A 22,126-nucleotide genomic window follows, 5' to 3' on the forward strand; every position below is an offset into this window, starting at 1 on the left:
AGCCTATTCGCGCGGCTCCTTTTTCGCGACATGACGGGCGAGCAGCCAGGCGGCGACGGCCACTGCCACGCCGATGGCGAGCCCGATCAGCAGGCGCTGATGGTCTTTCAATGCATCGCCGATGATGTGTTCGGCACCGAGGCCGAAGACATATCCCAGACTGACGAACAGCGCTGCCCAGACCAGCGCGGACAGCGCGTTCAACGCAAGGAAGATGACAACGGGAATGCGCGACAGTCCGGCGGCGATGCCGCCGGCCAGCCGCATGCCGTAGATATAGCGGTTGGCCAGAACAAAGAGATTCGGATGGGACTGCACCATCCGGTAGGCGTGGCTGAAGCCCGGCCGTCGCCGCAGCAATCGTACCCACTTGTGGTTTGAAAAACGGCGCCCCAGCACGAAAAACAGCGTGTCGCCGAAAAAGGCACCTGCCGCCGCCGTGGCAAAGGCCTGCCAAGGTGCGAATACCTGCTGATGGGCAAAGAAGCCGCCGAGGATGGCCACGCTTTCGCCCTCGGCCATACAGCCGATGAACACTGCCAACAGCCCGAAGCGCTCGACGAGGTTATGGATCGTGTCGATCATGGAGCAGGCGACTCGCCGGTGGCGGAAGCAGCGAAGCGCCGGACTGGATCGGTGAGTTCATGCATCCGGACGCTCAGCATAATGATCTCCTGGAAACGGATCTCGTCGAGCTTTTCGTCCGGAGCCATGATTTCGATTTCGGCCTTGTGGGTGACGGCACGGTGAAGGCGCCTGCTTGGCAGCCGCAAATCCATATAAGAAGATATTCGCAGGCGGCGCCAGAATCCGGGCGAGGAGGAAACAACGATGAACTTTGCCAAGATCATGGCGCGGGCTGCCGAACGCAAGGGCGGCGAGGCGGTGCTCAAATCATTGCTTGGCCCGGCCGCCGACAATGCAGCACTCGCCAAAATCACTGACGACCGCATCCTCGCCACCATGGCCGAGCGGGTCTTCGCCGCCGGTTTCGTGTGGCGGGTCATCGAACAGAAATGGCCCGGATTCGAGGAAGCCTTCCTGGGCTTCGAGCCGAAGCGGCTGTTGTTCCAGCCCGACGATTTCTGGCACGATCTGGCTTTGGACAAGCGCATCGTGCGCAATCCACAGAAAATCCGTTCGGTGCGCGACAATGCGGCCTTCGTCGAGCACGTATCGAAGGAGCATGGCGGTTTCGGCAAGTTCCTGGCTGCCTGGCCTGCCGACGACCAGGTCGGGCTCACCGCCTATCTTGGCAAGCACGGCAGCCGTCTCGGCGGCAACACCGGGCGGTACCTGTTGCGCTGGCTGGGCTGGGACACGTTCATCCTGTCGCAGGATATGATCCTGGCGCTGCGGGATGCGGGTCTCGATATCGGCGAAGCGGCGACGTCGAAGAAGGATTTGGCCAAGGTGCAGGCCCAGATCAACGAATGGGCGGCGGCGACCAAGCTGCCGCGAGCGCATATCTCGCGCATCCTGTCGATGTCGATCGGGGTCAACCACTCGGCCGACGAACTCCGCTCCTATATGGGCGAATGATGGTCCAATCGATCGCCATTGCCCCCCACCGATACGCAGGCTAAATCGCTGACATGACGAAAAAATCGATCCCCGACGTCCTCCGCATCGCTGTTGCCCAGCTCAACCCGACGGTAGGCGACATCGCAGGCAATCTCGCCAAGGCGCGCGAGGCACGCGCCGATGCGGCGCGCCAGGGTGCCGATCTCGTGCTGTTCACCGAACTGTTCCTGGCTGGTTATCCGCCGGAAGACCTGGTGCTCAAGCCGGCCTTCCTCGCGGCTTGCGAGCGTGCGGCCGAGGATTTCGCCAAGGACACCGCCGACAACGGCCCCGGAGTCATCATCGGGGTGCCGCTCAAGCGCAAGAGCGGCGTGCATAATGCGATCATCGTCGCAGATGGCGGCAAGGTCATTGCCGAGCGTTTCAAGGTGGATCTGCCCAACTACGGCGAATTCGACGAGAAGCGCGTTTTCCAGGCCGGTCCCGACATGCCCGGGCCGGTCAATTTCCGCGGCGTGCGCCTGGGCATCCCGATCTGCGAGGACATCTGGGGCGAACTCGGTGTCTGCGAGACGCTGGCCGAAAGCGGTGCCGAGATCCTGCTCGTGCCGAACGGCTCGCCCTACTACCGCGCCAAGATGGATGTGCGCCACCAGGTGGCGATCCGCCAGGTGATCGAGAGCGGCCTGCCGCTGCTCTACGCCAATCAACTCGGGGGCCAGGACGAGCTGGTGTTCGACGGCGCTTCCTTTGCCATCAATGCCGACCATTCGCTGGCGTTCCAGATGAGCCAGTTCGAAGAGACGGTGGCTATGACGCTGTGGCGGCGTGGCGACGAAGGCTGGGCCTGCGTCGAAGGCCCGATGTCGAAGATCCCCGAACGGGAAGAGGCCGACTACCGGGCCTGCATGCTGGGGCTTCGCGACTACGTCAACAAGAACGGGTTCAAGAACGTCGTGCTAGGCCTGTCGGGCGGCATCGATTCGGCGATCTGTGCCGCGCTCGCCGTCGACGCACTCGGCGAAGAGCGGCTGCGGGCGATCATGATGCCTTACCGCTACACCTCGAGCGATTCGCTGAAGGACGCCGAGGACTGCGCGCGGGCGCTCGGCTGCCGTTATGACATCGTGCCGATCCACGAGCCTGTCGACGGGTTTTCGCACGCGCTGACGCAGCTTTTCGAAGGCACCAAGGAAGGTATCACCGAGGAAAACCTGCAGAGCCGCGCCCGCGGTACCATCCTGATGGCCGTGTCCAACAAGTTCGGCTCGATGGTGGTGACGACTGGCAACAAGAGCGAGATGTCGGTCGGCTATGCCACGCTGTATGGCGACATGAACGGCGGTTTCAACCCGATCAAGGACCTCTACAAGATGCAGGTCTATGCGCTGTCGCGCTGGCGCAACAGCCAGGTGCCGCCGGGCGCGTTCGGGCCTTCGGGCATCGTCATCCCTGAGAATATCATCGACAAGGCGCCTTCCGCCGAACTGCGTCCCAACCAGACCGACCAGGATTCGCTGCCGCCCTATCCAGTGCTCGACGACATCCTGGAGTGCCTGGTCGAGAACGAGATGGGGGTCGACGAGATCGTGGTGCGCGGCCACGACCGCGACACTGTCCATCGCATCGAGCACCTGCTCTACATCGCCGAATACAAGCGGCGGCAGGCGGCACCCGGCGTGAAGATCACCAAGAAGAACTTTGGCCGCGACCGGCGCTACCCGATCACAAATCGATTCAGGGATCGCGGGTAAGCCACTGAACGTGAATTGAAAACCACCAGAAGACCGGAGGGGTTCATGGCCGAGGTCGAGATCAGTTTCGATGCGTCGCGCATCGACTTCGACAAGACCTCCGAGGTCATCAAGGCGAGTTATTGGGGCGAGGGCCGAACCGACGAGATTCATCGCCGGGCCTTTGCCAACTCGCTCTGCCTGGGCGCCTATGTCGATGGCGAGCAGGTGGGGTTCGCGCGCGTCGTCACCGATTATGCCTGCTTCGCCTATGTCGCCGACGTCATCGTCTGGCCCGGCCGGCGGGGGCTTGGCATCGGCAAGAAGCTGATCCAGGCTCTTCTCGATCATCCCGAACTTGCCAGCGTGACCGGGTTTTCGCTGCGGACTTCAGACGCGCACAGCCTTTACAAAAAATTCGGCTTCGTAACCTCGACAGACGGCATGTATATGCGCCTGGCGCGGCAGCCGGCCACTCACGAATAGACTGAGCACGTGACTTACATAGCCTTCGTCCGAGACAACCCGCGCTGGCTGGCCGGCGGTTTTTTGCTCACCTTCTTTTCGACCTTCGGCATGACATCGTTCGTCGCGCTGTCGGCCGGCGACATCCGCCGCGACTACGGGCTGTCGCATGGCGAATTCGGCACGCTCTACATGTTCGCCACACTGACCAGCGCCTTGAGCCTGCCGTATCTCGGCCAGATCGTCGACCGCCACAGCGTGCGGAACGTGGCGCTGTTCATCGTACCGATGCTGGCGCTCGCGAGCGCGTCGATGGCGCTGTCGCAGCACCTCGTGATGTTGTTCGTGGCGATCTATCTGCTGCGCCTGTTTGGCCAAGGCATGATGGTGCATGCCGCCTACACGGCGACCGCGCGCTGGTTTTCGGCGCAAAGGGGACGAGCGCTTTCGACCGTCATTCTCGGCCACAACGCCGGCGACGCCTTCCTGCCGATGGGTTTTGTCCTGATCTCCGCTGCGGTTGGTTGGCGCAACGGCTGGCTGCTTTCGGCAGCGGTGCTGGCGCTCGTCGCCGTGCCGGCAGTTGCCTTTCTGGTTGCCACGGACCGCAAGCCGCGCTCATCGGACCCCGTGGCGCGCCGGGTCGATGCGCGCGACTGGACGCGCGCCGAGGTCGTCCGCGATCCGATCTTCTACGTGTTGCTGCTTGGCGTCATGGCGCCGGGCCTGATCGTGACGACCCTGTTCTTCCACCAGGTCTATCTGGTGGAGTTGCGGGGCTGGTCGCTCGAGGTCTTCGCTTCGTCCTATCTGGTGACGGCGGTGGTCAATACCGCATTCACGCTGGTGGTCGGCCAACTCATCGACCGCTTTTCCGGCGTGTCGCTGCTGCCTTTCGTGTTGCTGCCGCTGGGGTTCGCCTGCCTGTTTCTGGGCCTCGTCGACGCGCAGTGGAGTGCCTTCGGCTTCATGGCGCTGCTCGGCGTTTCGAACGGCTTGTCGACGACGCTGTTCGGCGCCGTGTGGCCCGAGGTCTACGGCCTGAAGCACCTCGGTTCGATCAGGGCACTGATCGTGGCCGCTGGGGTGCTCGCCTCTGCAATCGGACCGGGTTTGACCGGATTCCTGATCGACGGCGGCGTGAGCTACCCCGGCCAGATCTTGGCGATGGGTTTTTACTGCTTCGCCGTTTCATTCGTCCTGTTGCTGGCTTCGCGCCGAGTTCGCGCGCGGAGCCATGTCCAGGCTGCGCCTGCTGCGGCCTCAGTGTAACCAGCTACTTCCCGGAAATGCCTTCCACGATTTCGCGGCGGTCATAGACGTGGTCGACGATGCCCCAATCCCTGGCTTCCTCCGCCGTGAAGAAAAAGTCGCGGTCGAGCACGCGTGTCACTTCCTCCTCCGTGCGTCCGCAATGTTCGGCGTAGAGCCTGGTCATGCGCCGCTTGAGCTTGAGAATGTCCTCGGCATGGCGTTCGATGTCGGAGGCCTGGCCGCGGAAGCCGCCGGAGGGCTGGTGCAGGATCACGCTTGCATTGGGAAGCGCGATGCGCCGGCCGGGTGCGCCGGCCATCAGCAGGAACGAGCCCATCGAGCCGGCCGTGCCCATGCAGAGCGTTGAAACAGGGCATCGGATGAACTGCATCGTGTCGTAGATGGCAAAGCCGCTGGTCACCACGCCGCCCGGCGAGTTGATGTAGAACGAGATTTCGCGGTTCGGGTTTTCCGACTCGAGGAACAGCAACTGCGCGCAGATGAGCGACGCCGAATTATCGTCGACCTCGCCGTTGAGGAAAACGATCCGCTCGCGCAGCAGTCGGGAAAAGATGTCGAAGGAGCGTTCGCCGCGGGGCGACTGTTCGACGACCATAGGGACGAGTTGCATCGTGTCGCGCATGCGCGAAATTCCTTTCATCGATGGAGTTTTTTGAACTTAGGCGGCTGCGCGCATCAGGGGCGGGCTGTTTGAATTCGCCGGCGCAGCGATGGTTCTCACGGGGTCGACGCTATGGGTGAGCCGGAACCGTGTGCCGCCGTCCGGTTGTGCTTCGAGATCGAAGGTGACGTAGGTCTCGGGCTCGCTCACCGTGGCATCGTTCCAGGCGTAACGTACGCGCGAGAAGGGTAGGGCCTCGATGATGCGATAGGCGGGGCCGGTCGTGTCCGCGGTGACCTTGTCCGCCGCCGGCACGTCGAGCCAGGTTGCGACGAATTCCGGCACCGTCAGCGCGCGCCAGACCTTTTCCGGCGTGGCTTCCAACTCGCATTCGACGACGATGGTGTCCTCGTTCGATTCCTGCCTCTGGGTGTCCGTCATTGGTCCATCTCCTTGAGCAGCGTCTTCAGTCGCTCGACGCGATCCGGCCAGAAGCCGCGATAGCGGGTGAGCCAGTCGAAGAGCGGCCGCAGACCGTCGGGGTTGACGCTGTAGTTCACATGCCTGCCGGCACGCGCTTCCTTGATCAGCCCGGCGCCGCGCAGCACGGCGATGTGCTGCGAAATCGCCGGCTGCGAAATCTCCAGCCCTTCGCGCAACTCCGTCGCGTTTTTCTCTCCCGCGGTCAGCCGATCGAGAACGGCACGGCGGGTGGGATCGGACAGGGCGCGGAATACGTCAGATTCGTTCATGGATTTGAGATAAGCATGTACTTATCTCTTGCGCAAGTGGGGACCGATTTCAGCCCCTGTTCTGGCACAACAGGCTTCGGTCCAGACCGGGACTTGGCGAAGCAACGATGCTCGGCTATAAGCAACTCCTTCGCGGCCACTAACAGGGAGGTCTGAATGCCAGAACATGACATGTCCTCCCGAGGTTCGAACCGAGGTCGTTGACCTCGCGAACCGCCCTCGGCGTCTTTTGTTCCCGACGCCGCCGTACCGCGACTTCCTGATTCCATAAGAATTATTCGTCGCGCCTTTTGCACTTCATTCTATTGGGATGGCGTCGGTTTTCGGCGCCTCGATGACATCATGGCTCGTTTTCGTATCGACCTGCGCGGCGGCGCCTTCCGCAGCGTTCTGGGATTCACTTTCAGGCACTGGAAGCACCAACCGGTGCGGCTTGTCCTCATCTCGGCTGCCGTGCTCGTTTCGACGATGGCCGACGTGCTGACGCCGCTCTATTCGGGTCGGCTGATCGACGCCGTTGCCAGCGGTGCCGCGACCGACGCGGTGGCGTGGGATGCGGCCTTGGCGGCGTTCTTCACGCTGCTGGCGCTGGCCTCGGGTTCGCTGGTATTCCGCCACATCGCGTTTGCCGGCATCATCGAGCTGACGCTCAAGATGATGTCGGACATCGCTCACGACGCATTCCACCGCGTCCAGCGCTTTTCGACTGACTGGCATGCCAACAGCTTCGCCGGCTCAACGGTGCGCAAGGTGACGCGCGGCATGTGGGCGCTCGACCTGCTCAACGACACGCTGCTGGTGGCACTGCTGCCGTCCATCGTGATGCTACTGGGATCGACCATCCTGCTGGGTTGGCACTGGCCGATGATGGGCCTGATCATCGCCGCAGGCTCGCTGATCTTCATCGCGCAGACGGTAGTGATGTCGCTCGGCTTCGTCGCTCCTGCCGCAAGCCTTGCCAACAGCTGGGACACGCGGCTTGGCGGCTCGCTCGCCGATGCCGTCAGCTGCAACTCGGTGGTCAAGGCGTTCGGCGCAGAAGAGCGCGAGGAAGGCCGGCTCGCCAAGGTGATCGCCAAGTGGCGCCACCGCACGGCGAGGACCTGGATGCGCGGCACGATCAACGGCACGTCGCAGAACGTCACCCTGGTTCTGCTGCGCGCCGCGATCATCGGCTTTGCGTTGATGCTGTGGGCCGGCGGGCAGGCCAGTGCTGGCGACATCGCCTTCGTGCTGACCTCGTTCTTCCTGCTGCAGGGCTATCTGCGCGACGTCGGCATGCACATCCGCAACCTGCAGCGCTCGGTCAACGACATGGAGGAACTGGTCGACATCCAGGGTCAGCCGCTCGGCGTCGCCGACCGGCCCGGCGCCAGGCCGATCCAGATCCGCGACGGCGGCATCGAGTTCGAGAACGTGACGTTCCACTACGGCACCCACGCGCTGCCGCTCTACCGGGACTTCTCGGTGTCGATCAAACCGGGCGAACGTGTCGGCCTTGTCGGTCACTCAGGTTCGGGCAAGACGACGTTCGTCAAGCTGATCCAACGGCTGTACGACGTCGGCAGCGGCCGGATCGTGATCGACGGGCAGGATATCGCCAATACGACGCAGTCCTCGCTGCGGTCGCAACTGGCGATCGTCCAGCAGGAGCCGATCCTGTTCCACCGGTCGCTGGCCGAGAACATTGCCTATGCCCGGCCCGGCGCGACGCAGGCTGAGATCGAACACGCGGCGAAACTCGCCAGCGCGCATGATTTCATCCAGCGCCTGCCCAAGGGCTATGGCACGCTGGTCGGCGAACGCGGCGTCAAGCTGTCGGGCGGCGAACGCCAGCGTGTTGCAATCGCACGGGCATTCCTGGCGGATGCACCGGTCCTGATTCTCGATGAGGCGACGTCCAGCCTCGATTCGGAGTCGGAGGTGCTGATCCAGGAGGCGATGGAGCGGTTGATGGTCGGACGCACGACGCTGGTCATCGCGCATCGGCTGTCGACGGTGCGGGCGCTTGACCGGCTGCTCGTCTTCGATCGGGGCGAGGTCGTCGAGGAGGGCAGGCACGAGGCACTGGTTCGCCTCGACGGCGGCATCTACCGCCGGCTGTTCGAGCGCCAGGCGCTGGAGCTGACGAAAGGCCTGGTCTGATCTTGAAAGGGCCGCGAGATGATCGCGGCCCTTACTTCGTTGGCAAACAGATGTAGCCCCATTGGTCAGCTTCCATTCGGGGCAATCTTGCATTATCTCTGAAACAGAGGTGCGGGGGCGCCGTCTTGTCAACGCAAAAGCCTTCCGCTACGCCCCGATCATGACAGTTACAGTTCGCTTCGCACCTTCGCCCACCGGACGCATCCACATCGGCAATGCGCGCACGGCTCTGTTCAATTGGCTGTTCGCGCTCAAGCACAAGGGGCGTTTCGTCCAGCGCTTCGACGATACCGATGTCGAGCGCTCGCGCCAGGAATTCGCAGATTCGATCCTCTACGATTTGCACTGGCTCGGCATCTTTCCCGACCAGACCGAATACCAGTCGCGCCGTTTCGCCAGCTATGATGCGGCTGTCGACAGGCTCAAGGCGGCCGGCGTGCTCTATCCCTGCTACGAAACGACGGAAGAACTCGATCTGCGCCGCAAGGTACGGCGCACGCGCGGTTTGCCGCCGGTTTACGGGCGCGAGGCGCTGAAACTTACCGATGCCGAACGCGCATCCTATGAGCATGACGGGCGCAAGCCGCACTGGCGCTTCCTGCTGCCCAACTTTGCCTCCGACCCGTTCGAGACCGAGCGCACCGAAATCCACTGGAACGATATCGTGCGCGGAGAGGAGACCGTCGACCTGGCGTCCCTCTCCGATCCGGTCCTGGTGCGCGAGGACGGCACTTATCTCTACACGCTGCCGTCGGTGGTCGACGACATCGAAATGGAGATCACCCACGTCATTCGCGGTGACGATCACGTCACCAACACCGGCGTTCAGATCGCACTCTTCCGCGCGCTGGGTGCCGAGCCGCCGGCATTCGGCCACCACAACCTGCTGACCACGGCGTCGGGCGAGGGGCTGTCCAAGCGCACCGGTGCGCTGTCGATCGAAAGCCTGCGCGACAGCGGCATCGAGCCGATGTCGGTTGCCTCGCTCGCCGTGCTTGTCGGCACGTCGGAGAATGTCACGGCGGTGCCGAGTCTTGCCGAACTCGCCGAGAAATTCGATCCGGCCGCGACCTCCAAGTCGGCTTCCAAGTTCGATCCCGATGAGTTGCTCGTGCTCAACCGGTCGCTCCTGCACCACATGTCGTTCGACGAGGTGCGCGACCGCCTGATGGTGCTCGGCGTCAGCGGCCAACATGCCGAAGCGTTCTGGATGGCCGTGCGCGGCAATCTCGACCGGCTGTCTGATGCTGTCTCCTGGTGGAAGATCCTGCGCGAGGGGCCGCAGCCGGCAGCTGAGATCGCCGACGAGGATCGCGAGTTCGTCGGACAGGCATTCGACCTGCTGCCGGAAGAGCCATGGGACGGCAATGTCTGGAAGGACTGGACGGCCAAGGTGAAGAAGGCGACCGGCCGCAAGGGCAAGGCGCTCTTCATGCCACTGCGGCTTGCCCTTACCGGGCTGGAGTCGGGCCCGGAACTCGCAGATCTGTTGCCGCTGGTGGGGCGGGAAGGAACGCTGGCCCGACGGCCCTGACCTTTCGGTCCGGGTCAGGCGGCGCTCTGGGCGTGATCGGGAGCGGCGCCTCGTCTTCTTGGGCGGGTTTGGTGGCCTTGGGCACGGCGCGTCCTTCGCCGGCGACGACGGAAAAGTTGCTGTTCAGGCTGACATTGCAGCCGCACGCCGGCACGCGTGGCAAATCCACCCGCTTGTAGCGATAGGCGGTCTCCAGATTGTCGTAAGGCTGGCCGGAGCGTGCGGAAACCATGCTTTGCCCAGGCTGGCTGGTATTGAGGTGATAGAACAGCTCGATGTCGGTGCCCGGGCAGCTTGCTTCGCAGTTCTTCTCGTCGCGCTGGAAATCCGACAATTCGGCAGCATTCGACATCGGGAAGAAGTAGCCGTCGCAGGTCCGCACGCAGAGCGTACGGTATTCACCCGTTCCTTGTTGCTGGTTGCGGCCGATCACGATGCGCTGCGGGTAGCGCTCGTCGGCATCAAGGCTTTCGGAACTGTCGCCGCGAATGATCGTGACCCCGGCCTCGTCCTCGCCTGGTTCGGCGCTGAGGGTCGAGTCTTCCTCTTCGCCGGGCTGGTCGTAGCAACGAGCCCGTTCGAGTGCGTCGAGGATGCGGATCCGCTCGGCGCGGGCATTCCGGTTGGGGCGCATCGCCGGCCTGCTTTCCAGCTTGCCGAGATTGTCTTCCATCCTGGCGATCCGGGCATTGAGGTCGGCGCAAGCAGCCACCATGTCGGGTGCAATGGCCCGTCCGCAGCCGAGGTCGGCTGCTCTGATACGGGCCAGATCGATCTGGTCGCGCTGGGTGTTTGCGGCGACGGCGAATTCGTCCGACTGGACGAAGCTGTCGCTCGTCTGGGCGGGCAGGCCGGCCAGTTCCGCCTCGAGCAGAAGACATTGTGGCGAAGCGGCCAAGGCGGCTGAGGTAACGATCATCGACAAGGCGGCAGCCAGCGCATTCGCCGGCCACCTGATCATCCTTGTCGTTGTGCCGCGCCCGAACATGCCGCTCCCTGGAAGGATCGACTCAACCTAGCGCCAGCGAGGTTAACCGTTTGTTTGGAAACGGCGAACCTTCAGCTGGCGGCATGCGCCCGCTGCGAGGCCTCGACCACCGCCAATGCCGTCATGTTGACGATGCCGCGCGAGGTGACGGACGGCGTCAAAATGTGGGCCGGCTGGGCGGTGCCGAGCAGGATCGGGCCGACATGCAGTGCGTCCAGCATCGTCTTGACCGTGGTCAGCGCGATGTTGGCGGCGTCGAGATTGGGGAAGACCAAAAGGTTGGCTTCGCCCTTGAGCGTCGAGTGCGGGTAGACGCGCTGGCGCAGCACTTCCGACAGCGCGGAATCGCCGTGCATTTCGCCGTCGCTGGCGAGTTCCGGTGCGATGCGCTTCAGGATCGCGGCTGCCTGCCGCATCTTCTGCGCACTTTGCGAATCGCGTGAGCCGAAATTCGAATGCGAAAGCAGTGCCGCCTTTGGCTCGATGCCGAAGCGGCGGATCTCGTCGGCTGCAAGCATCGTCATCTCGGCGATCTCTTCGGCGCTCGGGTCGACCGTCACATAGGTGTCGGTGAAGAACAGGACGCCGCGCTGCGAGATCAGCATCGAAAGCGCCGACAGGTCGCGATCCTTGACGCCGTCCCGGGCGCCGACGATCAGCGTGACGTTGCGCAGGTGACGTTCGAAACGGCCTTCCAGCCCGCAGATCATGGCGTCGGCATCGCCACGCTTCAGCGCAATGGATGCAATGACCGTATTGTTGGTTCGCACCATGGTGCGTGCTGCCTCCGGCGTGATGCCCTGGCGGCCGCCAAGATCGATCAGGTGGTCGACATAGTGGCGATAGCGCGGATCGTCCTCGGGATTGATGACCTCGAAGTCGATGCCGGGACGAATGCGAAGGCCATAGCGCTTGAGGCGGACCTCGATGACATGCGGACGGCCGATCAGGATCGGCTTGGCAAGGCTTTCCTCCAGCACCACCTGGGCGGCGCGCAGCACGCGCTCGTCCTCGCCGTCGGCATAGATCACCCGATTGGCCGTTGCCTGCTTGGCGTTGGAGAAGATCGGCTTCATCACCAGCCCGGAGCGGAAGACGAAGCGGCTGAGTTTTTCGACATAGGCGGTGAAATCGGTGATCGGGCGGGTGGCCACGCCGGTGTCGCAGGCGGCCTTGGCGACGGCAGGCGCAATGCGCAGGATCAGCCGTGGATCGAAGGGCGAGGGGATCAGGAAGTCGGGGCCGAAGGTCGGCGTCTCGCCGGAATAGGCGCGCGCGGCGACATCCGACGGCTCCTCGCGTGCAAGGGCGGCGATCGCGCGCACCGCCGCCATCTTCATCTCTTCATTGATCGCGCTTGCGCCGCAGTCGAGCGCGCCGCGGAAGATGTAGGGGAAGCACAGCACGTTGTTGACCTGGTTCGGGAAGTCCGAACGGCCGGTGCAGATCATGGCGTCCGGCCGTGCGGCACGTGCCTCCTCAGGCATGATTTCGGGCTTGGGGTTGGCAAGCGCAAGGATCAGCGGCTTTTCGGCCATCTGGCTGAGCAATTCCGGCTTCAGCACGCCGGCGGCGGACAGGCCCAGGAACACGTCGGCGCCGCCGATGACGTCGGCCAGCACGCGGGCATTGGTGTCCTTGACGTAAGGATCCTTCCAGCGGTCCATTTCCTCGGTGCGGCCCTTGTGGGCGACGCCGAAGCGGTCGGTGACCCAGATGTTCTCGACCAGGGCGCCGAGCGACACCAGCAGGTTGAGACAGGCGAGGGCGGCTGCACCTGCGCCTGACGTCACGATCTTGACGTCCTCGATCTTCTTGCCGGCGAGTTCCAGGCCGTTGAGCACCGCTGCTGCGACGATGATTGCCGTGCCGTGCTGGTCGTCGTGGAAGACCGGAATGCGCATCTTCGCTTTCAGGCGTTCCTCGACGTCGAAGCATTCGGGTGCCTTGATGTCTTCGAGGTTGATGCCGCCGAAGGTCGGCTCGAGCGCCGAGATGGTGTTGACCATCTGGTCGATCTCGGGAGCGTCGATCTCGATGTCGAAGACGTCGATGCCGGCAAATTTCTTGAACAGGACGGCCTTGCCCTCCATCACCGGCTTCGACGCCAGCGGGCCGATATTGCCAAGGCCGAGGACCGCCGTGCCGTTGGAGATGACGGCCACCAGATTGGCGCGGCCGGTGTAGTCGGCGGCGGTCTCAGGGTCGTCCCTGATGGCAAGGCACGGGGCTGCGACGCCAGGGGAATAGGCAAGCGCCAGATCGCGCTGGTTGCCGAGCGGCTTGGTCGCCTGGATTTCGAGCTTTCCCGGGACGGGGTGCTTGTGGAAAAAGAGCGCGGCCTGATCGAGATCGGAGAGCGCTTCCTTCTTCTTGTTGTCCCCGGCCATCTCTAACTCCTTTAGAATCCGCATCAAAGGCCGTTCTTAGCACGACGGCCGCATATTTCGAGGTGTCAATGCCAAAACGGCGTTGAAGCACTTTCAAGCGCTGGAACGGAAATCATTCCAGCGGCTTGGCGCCAGGTGTTGAGATGCTGAGTCAGCTTCTCCGGGGGTCAGAACGAGCTGACATACAGTCCGCCGTCGACGGGAATGTTCTGGCCGGTCATGTATCCGGCGTGAACCGAGCACAGGAAGGCGCAAATCTGGCCGAATTCTTCTGGCGTGCCAAGCCTGCCGGCCGGCACTTCGGCGCTCAGCCGGGCGCGGCGCGCAGCCCCCTGAACAGGATCCTCGACGCTGCCCGGTTCGTGCGGGCCGCGCAGGCGGTCGGTGTCGAGCTTGCCCGGCAACATGTTGTTGATGGTGACGTTGCGGTTCGCCACGGTGCGCGCCACGCCCGCCAGGAATGCCGTGAGGCCGGCGCGTGCGCCCGAGGAAAGATCGAGGCCGGGAATCGGCGTGTAGACCGACAGCGAGGTGATGTTGATGATCCGGCCGAAACCGCGTTCAGCCATGCCGTCGATCACCGCTTTGATCAGTTCGATCGGCGTGACCATGTTGTTGGTCACGCCTTCGAGGATCTTTGCGCGGTCGAGTTCGCGAAAATCGCGATAGGGCGGGCCGCCATTGTTGTTGACCAGGATGTCGGGCGACGGACAGGCGGCGAGCAGCGCCTTCTGCACCTCGGGATCGGACACGTCGCCGGCGATTTCGGTGACGGTCACGCCGAAGCGCTGGCGGATTTCCGTCGCGGTGCGGCTGAGCGCGCCTGCATCGCGGCCGTTGAGGAAGAGTTCGCATCCGGCTTCGGCCAATGCGATGGCGCATCCCTTGCCGAGTCCGCGGCTTGACGCGCAGACGATAGCCTTCTTGCCCCGTATGCCGAGATCCATGAGTCCGTCTCCTGTAGGTGATGCGCCACCCTAGGACTGCCGGCAGGCGACTGCAACCGTCATACGTCTGTTGCATGAATCTGGGCATAGCCAGCGCGACAGCAACGGGTGAAATGCCATGTCAGGCACCAGCACACGCAGTTTCCGAACGCTCTTCATCTCCGATGTCCATCTGGGGTCGAAGGGCGCAAAGGCCGACTATCTGATCGATTTCCTGCGACATCACGAAGCGGAGTCCATCTTCCTGGTCGGCGACATCGTCGATGGCTGGCGCCTGCGCCGCTCCTGGCATTGGCCGCAGACCCACAACGACGTGGTGCAGAAACTGCTGCGCCAGGCACGCAAGGGCACTGCCATCACCTACATCGCCGGCAACCATGACGAGTTCGCCCGCATGTTCCAGGGCGTGCATTTCGGTGGCATCGTCGTCGCCGACCGCGCCATCCATGAAGCCGCCGATGGCAAGCGCTTCCTGGTGATCCATGGTGACCAGTTCGATGCCGTGGTGCAGAATGCGCGCTGGCTCGCCTATCTCGGCGACTTCGCCTACGACGCGGCCATGGCGACGAACCGGCTCGTGGCGCGCTTCCGCCGCACCTTCGGCATGCCCTACTGGTCGTTCTCGTCCTGGGCCAAGGTCAAGGTCAAGAAGGCGGTGAACTTCATCGGCGCCTTCCAGGACGTGCTGACCGAAGAGGCCAGGCGTTCCGAGGTCGATGGCGTCATCTGCGGCCACATCCATCACCCGGCGATCGAGAATTTCGACGGCATCCAGTACATCAACACTGGCGACTGGGTGGAAAACTGCACGGCCGTTGCCGAGAATTTCGACGGCACCTTCGTCATCCTGCGCTGGCCGCATGTGCTGGCAGGGCAGTTGGTGAACGAGCCCTTCGTGCCGATGGTCGTCGACCAGCGCGTCGACAAAGCTGCCTGAACGGAACAACACACATGTGTCATTCAAGACATGCTTCCCGCAACCGGCGGGAAGGGCCAGGCCATGCGCCCATGATCGAGCCAACGCAACCGGTCCACGAGCGGGCGTGGCGTCTCGGCGTCCATGATCGCCCTGCGGATGCCCGAACGACAACGCGGCTTGGCCGACAAGGACCAATCGGCGTGGCCCAACCCCAGGGCGGCATGGCGAACCGGGCCGCTTTCGCCTCCCGGATAGCCATGGTATTGGATCAGGCAAATCGGTGAGGCTTGCTAGGTTCGGGTCTGCACCCGGACCGCATACCTGCCATGACACTTCCGCCTCTCACGCCAGAACAGCAGGTCAAGCCGCAGCGCTTCGAGCTGCGCATATCGCTGCTTTTCGCGGCCCTGTTCGTGCCGATGGGCGTGCACCTGCCGTATTTCCCGCTCTGGCTCGAAGCCAAGGGGTTCGATCCCGAACAGATCGCCATCATCCTTTCGGCGCCGATGTTCCTGCGCGTCATCACCACCCCGTTGATCGCGGCGATGGCCGACCGGGCCAAGGACCGCGCCAACGTCTTCATCTTCCTTGCCGCTTCAGCGCTGTTGCTTTCGCTCGGCTATTTCCTCGAACCGGCCTATCTCATCGTCCTGGCCGTCTCGCTGGCGCTTGCGGTGGTCTGGACGCCACATTCGCCGATCGCCGATTCGCTGGCGCTGTCTGGCGTTCGCCGCTACGGCTCCGATTATGCGGCGATGCGTATCTGGGGCTCGATCGCCTTTCTCGCCGGCAGCCTGGGCGCAGGGTTCATCCTGTCATGGACAGGCGCCGATGCGGTTCCGGCAATCATTTCGATCGGACTGCTCGGCTGCTTCCTGATGTCGTTCATCACGCCTCGCCTGGGCAGGCCGAGGCGGGCTTCCCCGCTATCGGCAACCGACATGCAGCAGGCGCCGAAGCTCTTAAACCGCTATTTCCTGCTGATGGCCGGCGGCACCGGCGTCATCATCGGCAGTCACGGCTTTCTCTACGGTTTCGTGTCGATCTACTGGAAGTCCCTCGGTATCAACGAAACCATCGTCGGATTGCTGTGGAGCTGGGGAGTGGCGGCAGAGATCGTCATGTTCATGTTCTTCACCCGGCTGTTCGGTTCCAGATCGACGGCGCTGGTGCTCGTGCTTGCCGGCGCCGGCGCGATCGTCCGCTGGGTTGCGTATCCCCTGATCTGGCCGCTGGGGCTTGGCGTGCCGGGCTTCTTTGCAGTCCAGACCTTGCACGCCGTATCGACCGCCCTGGTGCTGATCGGTGTGCAGAAGCTGATCGCCGAAACGGTTCCCGAAGAGCGCACCGGTGCGGCACAAGGCGTCGCCTACTTCACCAACGGCATGTCGATGGCGATCGTGACGCTGCTTTCCGGTCCGCTCTACGAGCGCTTTGGCGTCAATGGCTTCTTTTTCATGGCCGGCGTAGCGGCTTGCGCCATCGTCCTAGTGGTGCTGGCTTCGCGCTCAGCCCCAGAGCGCGGACCGGGGCGGAGACACCATTGAGCCCTCGTAGATAAGCCCCGGCGAGCGGTCGCGCGCCAGCAGCAGCGCGCCATCGAGATCGACGAAATCGGCATCCTGGGCAAGCAGCACGGCTGGCGCCATGGCGAGCGAGGTGCCGACCATGCAGCCGACCATCACCTGGAAACCGAGCGCGCGGGCCCGGTCGCGCAGTTCGATCGCCGCCGTCAGGCCCCCCGATTTGTCGAGCTTGATGTTGACGGCGTCATAGAGGCCCTCGAGCCGGTCGAGATCTCCAGCACTATGGACGCTTTCGTCGGCGCAGATCGGTACCGGATGCGCAATTCGGGCTAGGATCTGGTCAGCACCGGCGGGCAGTGGCTGTTCGATCAGTGCGATGCCCAGTTCCGCGGCTGCAGCCAAGTTTTCGGAGATATTGGCGTCCGTCCAGCCTTCGTTGGCGTCGAGGATGATGCGGCTTTGAGGTGCGGCTTCGGTCACCGCGCGGATGCGGGCAATGTCGCCGTCGCCGCCGATCTTGACCTTGAGCAACGGGCGCATGGCGTTGGCTCGTGCCTGCGCCGCCATCGCGTCGGGCTCGCCGAGGGAAAGCGTGTACGCGGTCTCAAGCGCGCGGGGCGAGGCCAGGCCGAGCCTTGAGGCAACACCGATGCCGCTCGTCTTTGCCTCGAGGTCCCATAGGGCACAGTCGATGGCGTTGCGGGCGGCACCTGCCTCCATCAGGCCGAGCAGATCGGTGCGGGAGGCGCCTTCCTCGACCGCCCGCCGCGCCTGCTCGATTGCCTCGCGGACGCTTGCCATGGTCTCGCCATAGCGCTTGTAGGGTACGCATTCGCCCCGGCCGATGAAGCCTGATTCGGCGATTGTGCAGGTGATGACCTCGGCTTCGGTCTTGGAACCACGCGAGATCGTGAACGTTCCGGCGATGGGGAAGCGCTCATCTTCGACCGAAAGGACACGCACCATGAAAATCTGCTCCGTTCAACTGCTTGTCAGGGTTACGAAAATCGACAGGCAGCAGCCGACACGTTAAGTAGGGTGCCATGTTGACCATCGGCAAACGGGAAGCAAGCGGCGGGGCAGCCGACGGCCGAGATCACCGACCGCAGGTTGCTGTGGCGGAGCGCGAAGGCGTGCTCGCTTGCGTCTTCACCGGCATCTGGACCACCCGCACCGTAGCCCTTGTCGACGCCGAAATGCGCACGCTCGAAGCCCGCAAGGGATTTGTAGCATTGGCGCTCGATCTGTCCGGCATCGAAAAGATGGACACCGCCGGCGCCTGGGTCATCGACAGGCTGGTTTTCGCCAACGAGAAAAGAGGTGTCGAGGTCAAGATGGAAGGCCGCAGCGAAGCGGCCAACGTCCTGCTCGATGCCGTTGGCGAGGCCGTGCGGCGCGACGGCGATTCGGCTGCTGAGGTCCAGCCCAACATTCTTATCCGCATGCTCGAGGCGATGGGCCGGCGTGTCTACGAGATGCGCGACGATTTCCTGTCCTCGATGAACATCCTGGGCGCGACCATCCGCGGCGCCCAGATGAAGCTCGGGCGCGGTCATGCCGTCAACCCTGCGGCCATCTTCAGCCAGATCGACCGCATGGGCGTCGGCGCGATCCCGGTCGTGCTGCTGATGTCGGGCATCGTCGGCGCCATCGTCGCCCAGCAGGGGGCGTTCCAGCTCAGCTATTTTGGCGCCGATATCTTCGTCGTCGACCTGATAGGGGTGCTGGTGCTGCGCGAACTCGGCGTGCTGATGACGGCGATCATGATCGCCGGCCGCTCGGGCAGCGCGATCACTGCGGAAATCGGCTCGATGAAGATGCGCGAGGAGGTCGATGCGCTGACCGTCATCGGCCTCAACCCAATCGGCGTGCTGGTGTTTCCGCGACTGGTGGCGCTGGTGATTGCGCTGCCGTGCTTGTCGATCCTCGCCAATTTCGCAGCCCTTGGCGGCGGCATGGCCACCGCATGGTTCTATTCGGACATTCCGCCGGCAGCCTTCATCGACCGCCTGCGGGTGGCGATCGACCTCAGCACTATTTTTGCCGGCCTGATCAAGGCGCCGTTCATGGCCATCATCATCGGCACCATCGCTTCCGTCGAAGGCATGAAAGTCGGCGGCAGTGCGGAATCGCTCGGGCGCCACGTCACCGCGTCGGTGGTCAAGGCCATCTTCGTCGTCATCATCCTCGATGGCCTGTTCGCCATGTTCTACGCAGCGATCAATTTCTGACATGGCCAGCCGGACAAAGACCATTCAATCGGAAGGCCAGAGCCTGAATGGCCGGGGCGAGGTCTTGCTGTCGGTGCGGGACCTGACGGTTGCCTTCGAAGAGAAGGTGATCCTCGACAAGCTCGACCTGGACATCAAACGCGGCGAAATCCTCGGCTTCGTCGGTGCGTCCGGTTCGGGCAAATCGGTGCTGTTGCGGACCATACTCGGCCTGATCCGCAAGCGCTCCGGCACGATCAATCTGTTCGGCGTCGATCTCGAGACCGCGAGCGAGGAAGAACGGCTCAGGATCGACATGCGTCTCGGCGTGTTGTTCCAGCACGGCGCGCTGTTTTCGGCGCTGACTGTGCTTGAGAACGTCCAGGTGCCGATGCGCGAGTATCTCGACCTGCCGAGAAAGCTGATGAATGAGCTTGCCATGCTGAAGGTCGAACTGGTCGGCCTGCCGCCGGATGCCGCGAGCAAATATCCGTCCGAGCTTTCCGGCGGCATGATCAAACGCGCCGCACTGGCGCGGGCACTGGCACTGGACCCCGATATCGTCTTCCTCGACGAGCCGACATCCGGTCTCGATCCCATCGGTGCCGCCGAGTTCGACGAGCTGGTCGCCAAGATGCGCGATACGATGGGCCTGACCGTCTACATGGTGACGCACGATCTCGACAGCCTGTTTTCGGTTTGCGACCGGGTCGCCGTGCTCGGCAACAAGAAGGTGCTGGTCGAAGGCACGATCGCGGACATGCTGAAGAGCGAAGAACCATGGGTACGGTCGTATTTCCGCGGAAAACGCGCGCGGCAACTTGATCTTGCCGCAAGGGCATAGAATGGAATGATGTGATGGAGACCAGGGCCAACTACGTCATCGTCGGTATCTTCACGCTGTTTGCGATCCTGGCCGCTTTTGCTTTCGTCTATTGGACGGCTGCGATCGGCGAGCGTGGCGAGACCGCAACGCTGCGCGTGCGCATACCCGGCTCGGCCTCGGGTCTCGCCAGGGGCAGCTTCGTGCTGTTCAACGGAGTCAAGGTCGGCGACGTCCGCCGCGTCTATCTAGACGTCAGCAATCCCCAGGTGGCGATTGCCGACGCGGAGATCGACAGGCTGACGCCGATCACGCAGTCGACGCAGGCGGATATCGGCCTTGCCGGCCTGACCGGGCAGGCCAACATCGAGCTCAAGGGCGCCAACATCAAGGAACCCAATCTGCTCGACAAGGCCGAAGCTGATGGCACTGTTGCCGAGATCGTCGCCAATCCGTCCGCTGTCACCAACCTGCTGCAAACGGCGCAGGACATTTTCAAGCGCGCCGACACCGTGCTGAACAATCTCGAAGGCTTCACCAACGACGTCCGCGGCCCGCTTACCGCAACCGTCGGCAATGCCCAGAAGTTTTCGGAGTCTCTGGCTCGGAATGCCGACGGCGTCGACAAGTTCCTGGCCAGCGTGAGCGCGCTCTCGGAACAGCTTTCCACCGTTTCTGGCAAGCTTGACGGCACCATCGAGGCGGCGGAAGGGCTGCTCAAGTCGGTCGACCGCGACAAGGTGAAGAACATTGTCGCCAGTGTCGACACTTTCACCAAGAACCTCAGCGCCCAGAGCGACCAGATCGACGACATCGTCAAGGGCGTCAACACCACCGTCGCCTCGATCAACGACTTCGCCCAAAAGACACAGCAGACCCTGAGCAAGGTCGACGGCGTGCTCGAAGGGGTGGATGCCGCGAGCGTCAAGGAGTCCCTCGACAACATTCGCAAGGCCAGCGAGAACGCCAACAAGGCAGCGGCCGATGTCGCCAAGGTCACTGACAAATTCGGCGATCGCGCCGACGACATCGATCAGATCGTCTCGGACGCCAAGCAACTGGCGTCGCGCCTCAACCAGGCCTCCGTCCGCGTCGACGGCGTGCTTGCCAAGGTCGACAAGCTGCTGGGCTCGGGCGAGGCCGAAGGCGTGATGTCCGATGCAAGTGCGACGCTGAAGGCGTTCAAGCAGGTTGCCGATACACTCAATGCGCGTCTCGGCACGATCACGGACGGGCTCGCCCGCTTTTCGGGACAGGGCCTGCGCGACGTCGAATCGCTTGTCCAGGACAGCCGCCGCTCGATCACCCGCATCGAGCAGGCGATCTCCGACCTGGAGCGCAATCCGCAGCGCATCATCACCGGAGGCGAGGGCACCGTGCGTGAATTCGACGGACGGGTGCGTCGTTGACATCGTTTGCCTGCCGCACCATGAAGTTGCTTGAGGGTGGTTCGCGCAAGGTGCGAGTGAGTCGTATCCGGGGACAGCATGTGAAGTCTGCTAGATCTACATTGCTGCTTGCTGCAGCGGCGCTAACGCTGTCCGGCTGCGCCTCGCTGTTCGTCAGCACACCGCCGCCGCTGGACACCTACGAACTGACGGCGCCTTCGGTGACGGGCCGCAGCGGTTCGAGCCGCCGCCAGATCCTGATTGCCGAACCCTCGGCGCTCAAGTCGCTCGACGGACAGAGCATCGTCATCAAGCCGTCGCCCGGCTCGATCCAGTTCCTCAAGGGCGCGCAGTGGTCCGACCGGCTGCCGCGCATCTTGCAGGCGAGGCTTGCCGAGACCTTCCAGCGTGCCGGCGGCTATGTCGGAATAGGCAAGCCGGGCGAGGGGCTGGCGATCGACTATCAGGTCATCGTCGAGGTCCGCAGCTTCGAGATCAAGGTCGGTGGCGCTGCCCAGGCCGAGGTCGAGCTGTTCGTCAGGTTGCTGAACGACCGCAACGGCCAGGTCCGTGCCTCGCGCGTCTTCAACGCCACAGCACCGGTTTCCGGCGCCGGCAACGACGACTATGTCGCCGCCCTCGACGCTGCCTTCGGCCAAGCGGCCGCCGACATCGTCAAGTGGACCGAAGGCCTGATCTGAAAAGGTAGTAAGGGAATAGGTTAGCAGGGCCGTAAGGACCTGGCTGATGCGATTCCGTTCGCCGACTTTCGCAACGTCAGACGCTTGTGCAGTCGCTCGCTTGCGCTTCAACCGCCGCGCGACCGCTGGAAGCGCGGCGCATTGCCCGCATCAATCTCCGCAAGTCTTCAGGCCCAGACAGCAAAAGGGCAGCAGGTGCGTACCT

21 protein-coding genes are annotated in these 22,126 nt (G+C 63.4%); 12 read left to right on the top strand and 9 right to left on the bottom strand.

Annotated features, from left to right (window positions below; all coding sequences use genetic code 11):
* Positions 1-3 precede the first annotated feature (3 nt).
* Positions 4-585 (bottom strand): DedA family protein, encoded by a 582-nt coding sequence (locus GGQ99_RS03825; RefSeq protein WP_183260782.1) that lies wholly within the window; start codon positions 583-585, stop codon positions 4-6.
* Positions 582-851 (bottom strand): hypothetical protein, encoded by a 270-nt coding sequence (locus tag GGQ99_RS03830; RefSeq protein WP_183260784.1) that lies wholly within the window; start codon positions 849-851, stop codon positions 582-584. Before GGQ99_RS03830 ends, GGQ99_RS03825 begins: the two co-directional genes overlap by 4 nt.
* On the opposite strand from GGQ99_RS03830, the gene GGQ99_RS03835 reads away from it, so the two are divergent.
* From GGQ99_RS03835 to GGQ99_RS03850, 4 genes are read left to right on the top strand one after another with little or no spacing between them, the layout of a single operon-like run.
* Entirely contained in the window at positions 832-1,542 is a 711-nt protein-coding gene (locus tag GGQ99_RS03835) for a DNA-3-methyladenine glycosylase I (RefSeq protein WP_108607929.1), read from the top strand. The genes GGQ99_RS03830 and GGQ99_RS03835 overlap by 20 nt on opposite strands.
* A gap of 53 nt (positions 1,543-1,595) precedes the next feature.
* Entirely contained in the window at positions 1,596-3,278 is a 1,683-nt protein-coding gene (locus GGQ99_RS03840) for an NAD+ synthase (RefSeq protein WP_183260786.1), read from the top strand.
* Positions 3,279-3,323: 45 nt separating this feature from the next.
* On the top strand, positions 3,324-3,743 hold the full coding sequence (locus GGQ99_RS03845) for a GNAT family N-acetyltransferase (RefSeq protein WP_183260788.1): 420 nt from the start codon (positions 3,324-3,326) through the stop codon (positions 3,741-3,743).
* Positions 3,744-3,752: 9 nt separating this feature from the next.
* A complete protein-coding gene (locus GGQ99_RS03850) occupies positions 3,753-4,994 on the top strand; it encodes an MFS transporter (protein ID WP_183260790.1) in 1,242 nt (413 codons plus the stop codon).
* A gap of 4 nt (positions 4,995-4,998) precedes the next feature.
* Here GGQ99_RS03850 and GGQ99_RS03855 read toward each other — a convergent pair whose 3' ends face one another.
* From GGQ99_RS03855 to GGQ99_RS03865, 3 genes are read right to left on the bottom strand one after another with little or no spacing between them, the layout of a single operon-like run.
* Entirely contained in the window at positions 4,999-5,619 is a 621-nt protein-coding gene (locus GGQ99_RS03855; RefSeq protein WP_108607933.1) for an ATP-dependent Clp protease proteolytic subunit, read from the bottom strand.
* Between the two features lie 36 nt (positions 5,620-5,655).
* Positions 5,656-6,039, bottom strand: coding sequence for an SRPBCC family protein (locus GGQ99_RS03860; RefSeq protein ID WP_108607934.1), 384 nt, complete (start codon positions 6,037-6,039; stop codon positions 5,656-5,658).
* Positions 6,036-6,350: an ArsR/SmtB family transcription factor gene (locus GGQ99_RS03865; RefSeq protein ID WP_108607935.1), complete on the bottom strand. Its 315-nt coding sequence runs from the start codon at positions 6,348-6,350 to the stop codon at positions 6,036-6,038. Before GGQ99_RS03865 ends, GGQ99_RS03860 begins: the two co-directional genes overlap by 4 nt.
* Positions 6,351-6,692: 342 nt before the next feature.
* On the opposite strand from GGQ99_RS03865, the gene GGQ99_RS03870 reads away from it, so the two are divergent.
* Positions 6,693-8,495: an ABC transporter ATP-binding protein gene (locus GGQ99_RS03870; RefSeq protein WP_183260792.1), complete on the top strand. Its 1,803-nt coding sequence runs from the start codon at positions 6,693-6,695 to the stop codon at positions 8,493-8,495.
* Positions 8,496-8,655: 160 nt separating this feature from the next.
* Complete coding sequence (gene gltX, locus GGQ99_RS03875; RefSeq protein ID WP_183260794.1) at positions 8,656-10,029, top strand: glutamate--tRNA ligase; 1,374 nt, start codon at positions 8,656-8,658, stop codon at positions 10,027-10,029.
* Here gltX and GGQ99_RS03880 read toward each other — a convergent pair.
* The 3 genes from GGQ99_RS03880 to GGQ99_RS03890 form a co-directional block, all read right to left on the bottom strand.
* Positions 9,947-11,017, bottom strand: coding sequence for a DUF2865 domain-containing protein (locus GGQ99_RS03880; protein WP_183260796.1), 1,071 nt, complete (start codon positions 11,015-11,017; stop codon positions 9,947-9,949). The genes gltX and GGQ99_RS03880 overlap by 83 nt on opposite strands.
* A 71-nt stretch (positions 11,018-11,088) precedes the next feature.
* Positions 11,089-13,407 (bottom strand): NADP-dependent malic enzyme, encoded by a 2,319-nt coding sequence (locus GGQ99_RS03885; RefSeq protein WP_183260799.1) that lies wholly within the window; start codon positions 13,405-13,407, stop codon positions 11,089-11,091.
* Positions 13,408-13,574: 167 nt separating this feature from the next.
* A complete protein-coding gene (locus GGQ99_RS03890) occupies positions 13,575-14,354 on the bottom strand; it encodes an SDR family oxidoreductase (RefSeq protein ID WP_183260801.1) in 780 nt (259 codons plus the stop codon).
* Positions 14,355-14,472: 118 nt separating this feature from the next.
* Here GGQ99_RS03890 and GGQ99_RS03895 point away from each other — a divergent pair, with 118 nt between their 5' ends.
* Positions 14,473-15,291 carry a UDP-2,3-diacylglucosamine diphosphatase gene (locus GGQ99_RS03895; RefSeq protein ID WP_108607940.1) on the top strand — a complete coding sequence of 273 codons (819 nt, stop codon included), beginning with the start codon at positions 14,473-14,475 and terminating at the stop codon, positions 15,289-15,291.
* A 308-nt stretch (positions 15,292-15,599) separates the two neighbouring features.
* Positions 15,600-16,820, top strand: coding sequence for an MFS transporter (locus tag GGQ99_RS03900; RefSeq protein ID WP_183260803.1), 1,221 nt, complete (start codon positions 15,600-15,602; stop codon positions 16,818-16,820).
* Here GGQ99_RS03900 and dgcA read toward each other — a convergent pair.
* Positions 16,782-17,765, bottom strand: coding sequence for an N-acetyl-D-Glu racemase DgcA (gene dgcA, locus GGQ99_RS03905; RefSeq protein ID WP_183260805.1), 984 nt, complete (start codon positions 17,763-17,765; stop codon positions 16,782-16,784). The genes GGQ99_RS03900 and dgcA overlap by 39 nt on opposite strands.
* A 77-nt stretch (positions 17,766-17,842) precedes the next feature.
* On the opposite strand from dgcA, the gene GGQ99_RS03910 reads away from it, so the two are divergent.
* From GGQ99_RS03910 to GGQ99_RS03925, 4 genes are all read left to right on the top strand, one after another.
* Positions 17,843-19,030 carry an MlaE family ABC transporter permease gene (locus GGQ99_RS03910; protein ID WP_108607943.1) on the top strand — a complete coding sequence of 396 codons (1,188 nt, stop codon included), beginning with the start codon at positions 17,843-17,845 and terminating at the stop codon, positions 19,028-19,030.
* A gap of 1 nt (position 19,031) precedes the next feature.
* Entirely contained in the window at positions 19,032-19,853 is an 822-nt protein-coding gene (locus tag GGQ99_RS03915) for an ABC transporter ATP-binding protein (protein WP_108607944.1), read from the top strand.
* A 14-nt stretch (positions 19,854-19,867) separates the two neighbouring features.
* A complete protein-coding gene (locus GGQ99_RS03920) occupies positions 19,868-21,241 on the top strand; it encodes an MlaD family protein (protein ID WP_108607945.1) in 1,374 nt (457 codons plus the stop codon).
* Between the two features lie 80 nt (positions 21,242-21,321).
* Entirely contained in the window at positions 21,322-21,921 is a 600-nt protein-coding gene (locus GGQ99_RS03925) for an ABC-type transport auxiliary lipoprotein family protein (protein WP_318761539.1), read from the top strand.
* Positions 21,922-22,126 lie beyond the last annotated feature (205 nt).

This window comes from Aminobacter niigataensis, assembly GCF_014200015.1.
Lineage (GTDB): Bacteria > Pseudomonadota > Alphaproteobacteria > Rhizobiales > Rhizobiaceae > Aminobacter > Aminobacter niigataensis.

Coding starts and splice junctions, on each gene's coding strand:
- GGQ99_RS03840 (WP_183260786.1), top strand. CDS start 1,596: ATGACGAAAAAATCGATCCCCGACGTCCTCCGCATCGCTGTTGCCCAG.
- GGQ99_RS03825 (WP_183260782.1), bottom strand. CDS start 585: ATGATCGACACGATCCATAACCTCGTCGAGCGCTTCGGGCTGTTGGCA.
- dgcA (WP_183260805.1), bottom strand. CDS start 17,765: ATGGTGCGTGTCCTTTCGGTCGAAGATGAGCGCTTCCCCATCGCCGGA.
- GGQ99_RS03830 (WP_183260784.1), bottom strand. CDS start 851: ATGATCTTGGCAAAGTTCATCGTTGTTTCCTCCTCGCCCGGATTCTGG.
- GGQ99_RS03860 (WP_108607934.1), bottom strand. CDS start 6,039: ATGACGGACACCCAGAGGCAGGAATCGAACGAGGACACCATCGTCGTC.
- GGQ99_RS03895 (WP_108607940.1), top strand. CDS start 14,473: ATGTCAGGCACCAGCACACGCAGTTTCCGAACGCTCTTCATCTCCGAT.
- GGQ99_RS03885 (WP_183260799.1), bottom strand. CDS start 13,407: ATGGCCGGGGACAACAAGAAGAAGGAAGCGCTCTCCGATCTCGATCAG.
- GGQ99_RS03900 (WP_183260803.1), top strand. CDS start 15,600: ATGACACTTCCGCCTCTCACGCCAGAACAGCAGGTCAAGCCGCAGCGC.
- GGQ99_RS03915 (WP_108607944.1), top strand. CDS start 19,032: ATGGCCAGCCGGACAAAGACCATTCAATCGGAAGGCCAGAGCCTGAAT.
- GGQ99_RS03865 (WP_108607935.1), bottom strand. CDS start 6,350: ATGAACGAATCTGACGTATTCCGCGCCCTGTCCGATCCCACCCGCCGT.
- GGQ99_RS03920 (WP_108607945.1), top strand. CDS start 19,868: ATGGAGACCAGGGCCAACTACGTCATCGTCGGTATCTTCACGCTGTTT.
- GGQ99_RS03890 (WP_183260801.1), bottom strand. CDS start 14,354: ATGGATCTCGGCATACGGGGCAAGAAGGCTATCGTCTGCGCGTCAAGC.
- GGQ99_RS03855 (WP_108607933.1), bottom strand. CDS start 5,619: ATGCGCGACACGATGCAACTCGTCCCTATGGTCGTCGAACAGTCGCCC.
- GGQ99_RS03910 (WP_108607943.1), top strand. CDS start 17,843: ATGTTGACCATCGGCAAACGGGAAGCAAGCGGCGGGGCAGCCGACGGC.
- GGQ99_RS03870 (WP_183260792.1), top strand. CDS start 6,693: ATGGCTCGTTTTCGTATCGACCTGCGCGGCGGCGCCTTCCGCAGCGTT.
- GGQ99_RS03845 (WP_183260788.1), top strand. CDS start 3,324: ATGGCCGAGGTCGAGATCAGTTTCGATGCGTCGCGCATCGACTTCGAC.
- GGQ99_RS03880 (WP_183260796.1), bottom strand. CDS start 11,017: ATGTTCGGGCGCGGCACAACGACAAGGATGATCAGGTGGCCGGCGAAT.
- gltX (WP_183260794.1), top strand. CDS start 8,656: ATGACAGTTACAGTTCGCTTCGCACCTTCGCCCACCGGACGCATCCAC.
- GGQ99_RS03835 (WP_108607929.1), top strand. CDS start 832: ATGAACTTTGCCAAGATCATGGCGCGGGCTGCCGAACGCAAGGGCGGC.